We start from the raw sequence: 12,094 nt of genomic DNA on the forward strand, positions 1-12,094 counted from the left end.
CGCCGGGGGGCAGCCTGCGACCTGCAGCGAGGTGGAGCGGGCCACCATGTCGAGACCAACGGCCACGATCACCGTGGTGCTGCGTCGAGCGGGGCACACGGATCATGACAAAATAGGCCTCCAGCGCTAATATCTTCTAGGGCATATAGCTACAAATTTGATAGCAAAATATGACCCAGGTCATTGCCCCCTTCTTCGTTTCCCACCACCCCACACTTCTCTGGATCCCATCGGAACACCCCCATGAATCTTCTGCTCCTGAGCAACTCCAGCAGCGACGCAGGCTATCTCACCCATGCGCTGGACTGGGTCCGCGACTGGGCCGCGCTGCCCTCCGGTCCCGGCGGCGCGGACGCCGGCGAGGCGCTCTTCATTCCGTTCGCCGGCGTCACGCGCGGCTGGGACGACTACGAGGCCCTGGTGGCGCAGGCCCTGCGGCCGCTGGGCCTGAACATGCGGTCGGTGCACCACGCGGCCGATCCGCTGGCCGCCGTGCAGGGCGCGCGGCGCATCGTGGTGGGCGGAGGCAACACCTTCGCGTTGCTGGGCCACCTGCGCCGCCAGGGCCTGCTGCCCGCGATCGCCGCCCGGGTGCGCGCCGGCGATGCGTCGTACCTGGGGTGGAGCGCGGGCTCCAACATCGCCTGCCCCACCATCCGCACCACCAACGACATGCCCATCACCGATCCCGGCGGGCTGGAGGCGATGGGCCTGGTGCCGTGGCAGATCAACGCGCACTACACCGAGGCCCACCCGCCCGGCCACCGCGGCGAGACGCGGCAGGAGCGCCTGCAGGAGTTCTGCGCGCTCAACCCCGGCACCCCGGTGCTGGGCCTGCCCGAAGGCACGGGCGTGCGGGTGCGGGGCGATGCGCGCACCCTGGTGGGCGACGTGCCCGCCCGGCTGTTCCATGGCGCGGCCACGCCCCGGCTGCTGAATGCGGGACCGTTGCCGGCCGACCTCTGAACCAGCGGCGGCGTTTGCGCCGGGCGCCAAACCGGTGCGCCAGGTGGAGGGCTAGAAGACCTGGTGCGTGGTGCGCTCGCGGCCGATGTAGCTGTTTTGCGCAGTGAAGCGCGCCTGTATCGCCGGATCAGCCCATTGGCCGGGCTCGATGACCAGGCCCTGACCTCTCAGCTGATCGACGTGAAGCCTGAGGCCCTGCAGGCGAGAGACTGTGGCTTCGACCTCGTCGTCGCTCAGTTGGTTGTCCAGCATCGCGTACAGTTCATCGTCCACCAGATCATCGATCATGGCCGCCATCGTGGTATCGATCACGGGGGGCAGCGCCGTTCCATAGAACGGCAGGCCACTGCGCGGCCGGATATCGGATGGCCTGCGCAGGTCCTTGCCGAAGCACTGATCGTTGTCGATGCCCGTGACCTTGACGTCCCCGTTCGGTCCGACGTCGATGAAGTAATTGTTGTCATGGCGATCGACCTGGCCCGTCAGGTGGTCCAGCAACTGCAGCTTGGTGACCTCCGCGAAGACCGCCGGATTTTTGAACCAGTCGGCATCGGCGTTGCGCGCCTGCTTGCCGGGTGCGCGCTCCATGAGCAGGCCGAGATCGGGGTCCAACGGGCCCCGTCCGGTGTCGATCAGTGCCAACCGGGTGTCCGCGATCACATCAAGGCCGAGCTTCTTCGCGCAGGACAGGGTCGCGATGTTGCGGATGGCCACTTGCGGATCGTCCATGGGAATGCCGGAAGCACTGCCCACCCAGCCTTTTTCCGTTGCCTTCAGCGGCTTGAACACACTGTCTTGCGCAACGCCATCGGCGTTCTCGACCTTGAGCGCGAAGACGGAAGCGAAGCTGCCCGACGTGAGGTGCTTGGGCTTTTCCAGCACCTGCGCGTCCGTGTAGGCCAACCGAGTGTCGGGCGTGATCTTCAGGTTCAGCTGCCGGTAGAGATGATCGGCCGGGTCTGCCAGCTGGCCCAGGACCTCCAGCAGCAATTCACGGTCTTCCTTCAAGACGTTCTGGCCCAAGGTGCCATCCTCGACCGCCATGCGGATCCAGTCCACCGCAACGCGGGCATCGAGCTGACCGGCTTTGGCCACCGCCATCGCATCGGCACGCACCCGCGCCACGAACGCCTCTCTGCGCCGGCCCTCCATGGGCTTCGGTGGCCCATTCAGGCGCGCGCGCCATTTGTCGGCCATCGTGACGGGGGTTTCTCGGCCCGCTCGTTCCTTCAGCCGCTTCATCGCCCGGCCGCCATGGGGCAAGGCCAAATGCAAGAGCTGGTTGCGTTCGGTTTTTTTCTTGCTGCCGCGCCTGCTCGAACAGCGCACCCAATGTGGAACGGGGCACGGGGCGGGTGGCTGGCTCCGGCTGGATTTCGCTGCTGGAATGCCTCGAATGGATGGCGGGCGAGGACGGCGCCGTGACAAAAGGCGTCAGGGAAGGCGACACCGAAGGCGATGCCGCGCCGGCCGGGTCAGCGGCTGCGGGCGGTTTTTCAGCCGGGGCCTTGGGCAACGCACTGCGCAAGGGCGAAAGTTGCCCTGCCAGCCCCGAGGGCCGCGTGGGCGCGCTGCTCACCAATCCAGCAGGTCCCTGCAGCGCACCGCGGGAAGGCGAAGCGGGCGTGGAGGGCACGGCGTCGAGGTCGACGCGCGGCGCGCCGGGGCTGGAACCCCGGGTGATACGGAACGGGCTTTCTGGCAAGGCGACTCTCTCTGCCACCCCAAATCACAGGATGGCACCCGCAAGTGTGCGGGTGAGCCGGCGCTGAAAGCCGCCGGGTTGCGAAGCCCCGGCACAGGGGGCGAAGCGGGCCGCTACGCCGGCGCCAGCCCACGTCCTGCACGACAACTCTCACCAGCTGCTTTGCAGGCCCGCGGCATAGAACGGCACCCACTGGCGCTCGCGCCCGATGTAGCTGTTGTGCTCGGTCAGCAGCTCCTTCACGCCGGGCTCTCCCCAATGTCCGGGGTCGATCACCCGGCCGATCTCGCGCAGTTGGGCAATGTGCGCCTTGACGCCCTGGTGGCGCTGTATCGCCGCGCTGATTTCAGCCTCGTTCAACTTGTCTTCGAGCATCGAACGGATATCGCCCTCCGTGAGCGCCTGGATCGAACGCTCCATGTCGGTATCCACGACTGGAGGCAGCCCCACACCCCGGAACCGGGCTTGGGCGGTGCCATCCGCCCCGGGCCGGATATCAGCGGGATCGGTGAGCTTTTGGCCAAAGCACTGGTCGTTGTCGATCCCTGTGACCTTGACCCGCCCGTCCGGCCCGATATCGATGAAATAGTTTTCATGGTAGCGGTCGGTTTGCCCCGTGAGGTGGTCGAGCAGTTGGAGCTTGGTCACCTCCAGGTGACCCGAAACGGACTGTCTGGCAAGGCAACTCCCTCCGCCGTTCAAAACGCACGGCACCGGGCAGTGTGTCGGCCAACGGCACTCGCGATCCAGCCTGTGGCGAAATGGCAGCCCGGCAGCCGAAGGAAGGCGGCGCCCAGCGACTAAGTCATCGGCCCCTGCGGATTCGACCCACCCGCCAATGCCCGGCCAGCGATCACCGCCTCAAGCTCCTGAAGCACGGCCGCTCTCATGCCGCCGGCCGGGTTCCACGGCGTCTCGGCCGCGTTCTGCCCTGCGGCCACCCAGCGCCAACCCGCGTGATCAAACCGGCTCGCCGCCACCTGCAGCCGCATGCCCGGCGGTATCTTGCCGGCCGATTCGGCACGTTGCAGGTGCGACAGCAAGGCAGCGGCCCAGTCGAACATTTCAGTGATGTGCGCGCGGGCGGGCTCGGGCTCCAGGTAGGCCCCACCCCAGGGAAGCTTGATGAAAAGCGCCAACCCCTGGCCGACCAGGTAGAAATGCACCGCCCAGCTGTTGGTGCCATGGCCGTCGAAACCCACCACGGCGTAGTCCGCCACATCGGGTTGCGTTTCGACTTCATCCAGGAAGTAATGGAAATCGTAAGGGGACGAGGCCACGGGACGCGTGGCGAACCATGCCCGCCCCTGGACCTGCAATGCGCTCGCCAGCGCTGCCGGTACGGGAGGAAACGGCAGTCCTTCATCAGCGAAGAGGGTCAGGGCTGAGGGCGCGCCGGTATCGCGTTCGGCTTCGTTGGCAGAGAGGTTCATGTGGGTCGTTCAATGTCTATGGTTGGCTGGCAACCCAGGCAAGTTCGCGATCGCGGCCCAGGTAGCTGTTTTCCGGGGTGAAGAGTTCCTGGATGTCGGATCGGCCCCATTCGTGCGGCGCGATGACGCGCCCCGCCTCGCGCAATTCGACCATGTGCTGCCTGACGCCTCGGTACCGCTGGATGGCGGCATCGACCTCGGCATCGTTCAGCTTGTCTTCCAGGATCGAAACAATGCCTTCCTCCGTGAGTGCAAGGACTGCGCTTTCCATGTCCGTGTCCACCACAGGGGGGAGCGCCGTACCGCGGAGCCCCAGGCGCGACGGATCGATCGCGACGCCTTTCGGGTCGGTCCGCGGCGCTTTGGCGCCGGCTGGATCAGTCAGTGCTGCGCCGAAGCTGGTGTCGTTATCGATGCCCATGACCTTGGCCCGGCCATCGGAGCCGAGCTCGACAAAATAGTTTTTGTCGTAGCGATCCGCCTCCCCGGTCAGATGGTCAAGCAACTGGAGCTTCGTCACTTCCGCGCACACGGAGCCCTCCTTGAACACTTCCGCATCGACCTCTTCAGCCGGTTCACCACGGGCGCGTTCCATGATCAGCCCCAAGGCAGGGTTGAACGGGTCATCTCCGATGTCGATCAACGCCACGCGCGTGTCGGTGACCACATGAAAACCGATCATCTTCGCGTAGGCGACGGTTGCGAGGTTGCGCATCGCCGTCTGCGGATCTTCTCTCGATATGCCCGCCAGTCTGGCAGCCGCACTCCACTCCTCCACGTCGGGCACCTCGGAGTTCAGCGGCTTGAAAACGGCATCCAGTTCAGAGCCATCGGTGTCCTCAAGCTTGACTGCGTAAACCTTGCTGATTCGCCCCTCCCCCAGTTCCACAGGCGCCTCCAGCACCTGCGCGTTGGTGAACGCGGGCATGGTGTCGTCCGTCATTTTCAGGTTCAGCCGCGTGTACAAACGGTCGATGGCCAAGTCGTCCAGCACTTGCGTCAGCAATTCAAGATCGCTCTTCAAAATGCCTTGGCCGAGTATCCCCTCATCCAAAGCCTCGGCCATCTTGTCGACCGCCACCAAAGGATCGACCCCACCAGCCATGGCCATGGCCCACAGGTCGTCACGCACCAGCGCCTCGAACGCCGTTTTCCGGGGGCCTTCCATCGGCTTGGGGGTTCCATGGCGGATCAGAAGCAACCTGTCGGCCAAAGTGGCCGGGTGCTCTCTGGCCGCGCGCGCCTTCAATCGTTTCATGGCCTGACCGCCATCCGGCAATGCCGAGTGCACCCATTGCGCCAGCGCAGCACGGCGGGCCTGTTTGGCTTGCCGGGCCTGCTCCGCCTTCTCGGCCTTTTCTTCTCGCAGGGCCTCGTCCAGCAGTTGGCGCAGCGTCTGGCGTCGTACCGGCTGAGAAGGCGAGGTCTCGTGCGTCGGCGAGGTATGGCCGTCGGAGACATGGGGCTGGATCTCCGTCTGCGAGCGGCCGATGACCGGTTGGCGGTTCAGTGCGGACGGTGGCAACGGACTGCGCACGGGGGAAGACTGCTCACCAGCGCCCTGCAATCGCTTTGGCGCGCCCATGAGACCTTCAGGCCCCTTCAGCGCCACCGGAGTATGCGGCGCACGCGCGGGAGGCACGCCGCCAGACTCGACGCGCGGCGCATTGGGCACGGAACTGCGAGCGGTCCGAAACAGGTGATCCAGCAAAACGACTCTCTCTCTGCCGTCAAAGGGAACGGTGCAAATGAGTGTGCCGGCCAAGGGCCCCGGACGAACTCGCTGCAGCGAAGCGCGAGGTCGGCACGCGAAATGTCATGACCTTCCGCCGCAGAGCCCCGTGGCTCAAACGCCTGCCACTCGTTGAAGATCGCGTGCCAGGTAGCTGTTCTGCGGAGTCATGAGCGCCTGGACCTGCGGCGTCTCCCAATCTTTCGGATCGATGACCCAGTTCTGCGCCCGCAACTGAACGATGTGCGCTTTCAAGCCTCGGTACCGCTGAAGCGCGGCGGCAATTTCCGCGGTGTTCAATTTGTTGCCGAGCATGGCATGGATGTCGTCCTCCGTCATCGCCTCAATAGCGCGCTCCATGTCGGTATCCACCACGGGAGGCAGCCCGACTCCCCGCAAGAACCTGTGCTGCGAGTCATCGGCGCATCGGGCACCGGCGGGATCGGTCAACTTCTCGCCAAAGCACTGGTCGTTGTCGATGCCCATGACCGTGGGCCGATCGTCCGCGTCGATATGGATGAAGTAATTGAAACCATGGCGGTCCCCCTCCCCCGTCAGGTGGTCGAGCAGCTGGAGCTTGGTCACTTCCGCGCGAACATCTGCCCGGGCCAAAAACGCTCGCAGGCGTGCGATCGGCCGGCTCGCCCGGGGCCAGCTCCATGAGCAGGCCCACGGAGGGATCAAACGGTTTTTTATCGACGTCGATCAGTGCCACGCGGGTATCCGGAATCACATGAAACCCGAGCTTCCTGGCGTAATCGACGGTGGCGAGATTGCGCATCACGGTCTGCGGGTCATATCTCGGAATGCCGGTCGCCCAACCGGCATAAGACCAATCCTCCCTCGGAATCGGCTTGAAGAGGGCATTCAGCACCGCGCCGTCGGTTTCCTTGAGCTTGACTTCATAGACGTGGGTGAATTCTCCAGCGCCGAACGGTTTAGGCACTTGCAGAAGGTCTGCGTCGGTAAAGGCAGGCTTGGTGTCGTCTGTCATTGCCAGATTCCACCGCCGGTAGAGACCTTCCAAGGACAGGTCACCTAATATTTCCAGCAAAAGCGCTCGATCCCTTTTGAGGATGCCTTGGCCGAAGATGCCTTCGCCGAGCGCCTCGGTCAATTGGTCGACCGCAGCCCTGGGTGCAATCTGGCCAGTGGATGCCAGCGCCCGCAGATCAGCGCGCACCAACGTTTCGAAAGCCGACCTGCGCTGGTCCTTCATGGTTTTGGGCATTCCGGTCTGGATCGAATGCCATATCTGGGCCGCCGTCTTCGGGTGCTTTCTGACTGCGCGCTCCTTGAGCCGTTTCATGGCCTGCCCCCCGTCGGGCAGCGCAGAATGCACCAGTTGCTCCAGCGCGGCACGCCGTTGCTGACGGTCTTGCTCGGCCTTTTCGGCTTGATCGATTTTTTCCTGCCGAAGCTCCTGCTTCAAAAGTTCGCCCAGTCTCGGACGGCCAACCTTCTGCGATGGCGGAGCCGCATCCGGCCCTTGCGATGGATTGGCGCCAGAAGACAACTCTTGAATCTCACTTTGCAGTCGAATGCTGGGCTGCCTGTTCAGGGAGGGCAACGGGCTGCGAAGGGGTGAGAGCTGCTCCAACGATCCTTGGGGCCGTTTGGGCGCGTGCCGGAGTCCCGCAGGACTTTCCGAAGCGAGGGCCGAAGGCGTCTCAGGAGGCTTCGGTACATCGGCGGAGGTGCGGGGCTTATTGTGTATAAGGCCTCGGGCAAGCCGGGAAGCGATATTCGACAACATGGCTTTCTTTCTGCCGCCAGAATGGTTCGGCCCGAGCGACTATGCCGAACGACAACACGGGCCTGCACGCTGCTGCGAAGCCCACGGCCGAAAGGCGAAAAAAACGAAGAGCGATTGGCAATGAGCCACTGGCAATTCGATGGCATGCGTTGGCGATCAATGCCTCACCAGGTGGTGATCGACAGCGCATGGTCACGCTCGCGCCCCACGTAGCTGTTTTGGCTGTTCAGGAGTTGCTGCACGCCCGCATCGCCCCACTCGGCCGGATCGATCACGCGGTTGGTGGAACGCAGTTGCGCAATATGCTGCTTGACGCCTTCGTGCCGCTGGACCGCCGCGTCGATCTCGGCCTCACTCAACTTGTCTCCCAGCATCGAACGGATGTCGGTTTCAGTGAGCGCGCCAATCGATCGCTCCATTTCGGTATCCACCACCGGAGGCAGCCCCGTCCCGTGGAACCCTTCACGCGAGGGATCATTCCGGATTCTTGCGATTCCGGCCGGGTCCGTCATCTTGTGTCCGAAGCATTGATCGTTATCGATCCCCGTCACCTTGGCACGACCGTCCGGTTCGATGTTGATGAAATAGTTGCCGGCATGGCGATCGCCTTGCCCTGTGAGGTGATCCAGCAGCTGCAGCTTGGTCACTTCCGCGCATACGTTCGCTTGCCTGAAAAGTTTTGGATCAGTGTCGGCGGCCGACTTGCCGCGGGCCCGCTCCATCACCATACCCAGTTGACGGCCTTGTCCGGTATCGATCAACGCGACGCGTGTATCGGCCACCACGCGCATGCCGAGCTTTCTCACATAGGCAACCGTGGCCACGTTGCGCATTGCGATCTGTGGATCGTCAGGCGGAATACCGGTTTCCATGGCCACCCATCCACGCTCCTCCGTGCGGAGCGGCTTGAAAATGGCGTCGATCGGAACGCCATCCGGGCCCGTCAGCTTGACCGAAAACACCGTATTGAACGTTCCCGATCCCAGCTTCTCGGGCTTTTCAAGAACCTGGTCGTCGGTAAAGGTCAGCCGCGTATAGGGAGTGATTTTCAGGTTCAGCTCATCGTATCGGCAGTTGACGGCCCATCCTTCAAGCACTTCCAACAGCATCTGCCGGTCTTGCTCCAGGATGGAAGGGCCTGCGGTGCCATTTTTCAACGCGTTGATCATCTCGTCGATCGCGCGTGAGTTTTCGAGATTGCCAGCCTCGCCAAGCGCCACGACGTCCGCCCAAATCAGATCCTCGAACGCCTCTTTGCGTTTCCCCTCCATGGGTTTGGGCTTTCCATTCAAGATGGCGTGCCATCGCTGGTCCATCGTGGACGGATGCATCCTGGCCGCGCGGTCCTTCAACCGCTTCAGTGCGCCACCGGCATTGAACAGTGCCAATCGCGCCTGCTCCGCCTCCTCCCGGCGCTCCTGAGCCAGCAATTGCCCCAGTGTCGTTCGGGGCACACGCGCGGATCGCTGGGCGCCTGCAGCGCGCTGCAGGGGATCAGACGCGCCACGGATGCCGGCGTGTGGCTGGACGAAGGCCGTATGGCGTACCACCGCAGGCAGAGGCAACGCCGATGCTGCGGCAGACGCCTTGGTGCTTGCCTGCGCCTTGCCTAACAGCGACTGTGGCAACGGGCTGCGCACGGGAGAGCCATGCTCTTGGGCGCCCGGTGGGCGCCTGGCAGCGCTGCGCAGTCCGGCTGGTGCATCCAGCACTGACGGAGAGGGCGATGCCGACCGGGATGGCTCCACGTCGGTGTGCATGCGCTGCGATCCCAGGCCGGGGTTTCGATCTATCCGAAATGAGTTCTCCGGCAACATGGCTCTCTTTCTGCCGCCAAGACCTGCCGGCAGCTCAGAGCATCCGATATCTGCGCGCGCGCCAACCCATCATGGCGAAGCACTGGGCAAACCAGCGAAAAATGCAGGCCGTCCTTCTAGACTTTGAAGGAATAGCACGCCCGGACCACTCGCCCCTCACAGCGCCGGAAACCCATCCCCCGCCGCGCCTGACGGCGCGGTCAGCCCATGCGAGGATGTCCGCACCCGCACCACCACCGCGCCATCAAACTCAGGCCAGCGCGCGCTGATGATGATCTTCTGCACGTCGCTCGTGCCTTCGTAGATCTGGCACACGCGCACATCGCGGTAGATGCGCTCCACGGGAAAGTCGTTCACCACGCCGTAGCCGCCCAGCGTCTGGATCGCCGCGCTGCACACGCGCTCGGCCATCTCGCTGGCGAAGAGCTTGGCCATGGCGGCCTCTTTCAAACACGGCCGGCCGGCATCGCGCAGCGCCGCCGCGTGCCAGATGAGCTGGCGCGCCGCCTCGATCTGCGTGGCGCAGTCGGCCAGCCGAAATCCCACCGCCTGGTGGTTGAAGATGGGCGTGCCGAAGCTCTCGCGCTCCTTCGAATACGCCAGCGCGGCCTCGAACGCGCTGCGTGCCATGCCCACGCTCTGCGCGGCGATGCCGATGCGCCCGCCCTCCAGCGCGCCGAGCGCGATCTTGTAGCCCTCGCCCTCCGCACCGATCAAGTTCTCGGCCGGCACGCGGCATTGGTCGAACTGGATCTGTGCCGTGTCGCTGCTGTGCTGACCAAGCTTGTCCTCCAGCCGCGCGACGGTGTAGCCCGGCGAGTCGGTGGGCACCAGGAAGGCGCTCATGCCCTTCTTGCCCGCGCCCTTGTCGGTGACCGCGATGACGATGGCCACGTGGCCGTTCTTGCCGCTGGTGATGAACTGCTTGACGCCGTTGATCACGTAGCCGTCGCCGTCCTTCACCGCCGTCGTGCGCAGGGCCGAAGCGTCCGAGCCCACATGCGGCTCGGTCAGGCAGAACGCGCCCAGCATCCGGCCCTGCGCCAGCGGCGCGAGCCAGGCCTTCTTCTGCGCGGCATTGCCGTAGCGCATGAGGATGGCGTTCACCGGGCAGTTGGTCACGCTGATGGCCGTGCTGGTGCCGCCGTCGCCGGCCGCGATCTCCTCCAGCACCAGCGCGAGCGTCAGGTAGTCGAGCCCCGCGCCGCCGTCCTCTTCAGGCACGCAGATGCCGTAGGCGCCCAACGCGGCCAGGCCCTGGTGGGCCTCGCGGGGAAAGTGGTGCTCGCGGTCCCAGCGGGCGGCGTGCGGCCACAGCTCGCGCTGGGCGAAGTCGCGCACCGCGTCGCGGATCATTTCCTGGTCTTGATTCAACAGCATGCTTTTTGTCTCCGTCGTCGAAAGAAATGGCTCTGAAGGGGCCTTGAAAATTCGTTTGCCGAACCCGGCGCATCCGCCTCACGGTGCCGGCCAGCGCCGGCTACACCGGCGTGCCGTGCATGCGCAGGCCGCGGCGGCGCGACCAATGCTCCACCACGCGCCGCCCATAGCGCACTCCAGGCTTTTCGATGCAGAACCACGAGAACGCCGCCATGGCCAGCGTCAGCGCGAGCGACACCGCGATGCACACCGCTAGGCTCCAGCCGCGCCTGAGGCTGATTTCCGTCACGGCCTGCTGGATCGGAAAGGCGTAGATGTAGACGCCATAGGACAGGTCCTCGCGCAGCCAGCCGCCCGAGCGGCCACCGCCCACGTGCGCGGCCCAGAAAATGCCGGCCGCCACCAGGGCCCACACGCCGATCTGCACGCTCCACGCCTGCGGCGTGAACCACGCCAAGGCGCCGCCCAGCACGGCCACCGCCAGCAGCCACGGGCCGCTGCGCACGCGGTAGGCCGCGAAGGTGCAGCCGAGCAGGAACGCCACGCCGAACCCGGACACCTCCGTCCAATGGAACAGGTGGAAGAGCGCCGTGAGCCACCGCGGCCCGGCATCGACCCAGGCATCCCAGCCGGCCACCCGCGCCCACTGCCAGGACACCGCCATGAGCAGCGCAGCCACGGGATACACCCAGCGCCGCCGCGTCCATCCCGCCACGCCCGCCATCGACAGCAGCAGGTACATCAACAGCTCGTAGCGGATCGTCCACAGCGAGCCGTTCACCGACCGGGCGAAAGGGTTGTTCTCAAACACGCCCGGAAGCACCTGCACGACGGCCATCCCCACGGCGTTGTTGAGGAAATGGATCCACGTGCGGGCATCGGACCAGTACTGCGCCGTCGGCAGCTGCGTCATGGCCCAGCCCAGCACGAACACCGAGAACGCGGTCGCCACCACCAGCCCGGGAAAGATGCGCGCCACGCGCTTGGCCCAGAACACGCCGATGTCCGGCTCGCGCTCCCAGCTCTGGCACACGAGGTAACCGCTGATGAAGAAAAAGCAGTACACCGCCAGCGAGCCGAGGCTGTGCCCGGCGAAGGGCACGGGCATGCTCAAGCGGTAGAGGAACTCGCCATGCGAAAGCAGCACGGCGATCGCCGCCGCCAGGCGCAGCAGGTTGAAATGGTTCGCGCCATGCGCGGTCGGCGCGATCACCGCCGCCCCGCGCGGGGCATTTAGCACTGCGGCGCTCACCAGTGCGCGGCCCGGCGGCCGTCGTGGTGCAGCAGCCGGCCCCGGTCGGCCGG

General features: G+C 65.1%; 9 protein-coding genes and 1 pseudogene. 1 reads left to right on the forward strand and 9 read right to left on the reverse strand.

Features of this window, described 5'->3' with window-relative positions; all coding sequences use genetic code 11:
• The first annotated feature begins 243 nt into the window (after window positions 1-243).
• Window positions 244-966 (forward strand): dipeptidase PepE, encoded by a 723-nt coding sequence (gene pepE / locus AC27KI_RS12635; protein WP_487114064.1) that lies wholly within the window; start codon window positions 244-246, stop codon window positions 964-966.
• A gap of 51 nt (window positions 967-1,017) precedes the next feature.
• Here the strand turns inward: pepE and AC27KI_RS12640 are convergent, their stop codons facing one another.
• From AC27KI_RS12640 to AC27KI_RS12680, 9 genes and pseudogenes are all read right to left on the reverse strand, one after another.
• Window positions 1,018-2,208 carry a hypothetical protein gene (locus AC27KI_RS12640; RefSeq protein WP_487114066.1) on the reverse strand — a complete coding sequence of 397 codons (1,191 nt, stop codon included), beginning with the start codon at window positions 2,206-2,208 and terminating at the stop codon, window positions 1,018-1,020.
• A 613-nt stretch (window positions 2,209-2,821) separates the two neighbouring features.
• Window positions 2,822-3,319 (reverse strand): hypothetical protein, encoded by a 498-nt coding sequence (locus AC27KI_RS12645; protein ID WP_487114068.1) that lies wholly within the window; start codon window positions 3,317-3,319, stop codon window positions 2,822-2,824.
• A 152-nt stretch (window positions 3,320-3,471) separates the two neighbouring features.
• Window positions 3,472-4,104, reverse strand: a complete 633-nt coding sequence (locus tag AC27KI_RS12650; protein ID WP_487089455.1) for a hypothetical protein — start codon at window positions 4,102-4,104, stop codon at window positions 3,472-3,474.
• A 16-nt stretch (window positions 4,105-4,120) separates the two neighbouring features.
• Window positions 4,121-5,815 (reverse strand): hypothetical protein, encoded by a 1,695-nt coding sequence (locus AC27KI_RS12655; protein ID WP_487089456.1) that lies wholly within the window; start codon window positions 5,813-5,815, stop codon window positions 4,121-4,123.
• A 135-nt stretch (window positions 5,816-5,950) separates the two neighbouring features.
• Window positions 5,951-6,211 carry a hypothetical protein gene (locus AC27KI_RS12660; protein WP_487114070.1) on the reverse strand — a complete coding sequence of 87 codons (261 nt, stop codon included), beginning with the start codon at window positions 6,209-6,211 and terminating at the stop codon, window positions 5,951-5,953.
• Between the two features lie 40 nt (window positions 6,212-6,251).
• The gene (locus AC27KI_RS12665; protein ID WP_487114072.1) at window positions 6,252-7,268 is read right to left on the reverse strand and encodes a hypothetical protein; all 1,017 of its coding nucleotides are present in this window, start codon (window positions 7,266-7,268) and stop codon (window positions 6,252-6,254) included.
• A gap of 488 nt (window positions 7,269-7,756) precedes the next feature.
• Window positions 7,757-9,232, reverse strand: a complete 1,476-nt coding sequence (locus AC27KI_RS12670; protein WP_487114074.1) for a hypothetical protein — start codon at window positions 9,230-9,232, stop codon at window positions 7,757-7,759.
• 444 nt (window positions 9,233-9,676) lie between these two features.
• Window positions 9,677-10,789 (reverse strand): annotated as a pseudogene (locus AC27KI_RS12675) (acyl-CoA dehydrogenase family protein); the annotation flags it as partial.
• A gap of 100 nt (window positions 10,790-10,889) precedes the next feature.
• Window positions 10,890-12,094, reverse strand: a 1,205-nt coding sequence (locus AC27KI_RS12680) for an acyltransferase family protein (RefSeq protein ID WP_487114076.1), incomplete at its 5' end; no start/stop codon positions are given.

The organism is Acidovorax sp. KPB24-03 (assembly GCF_057546605.1).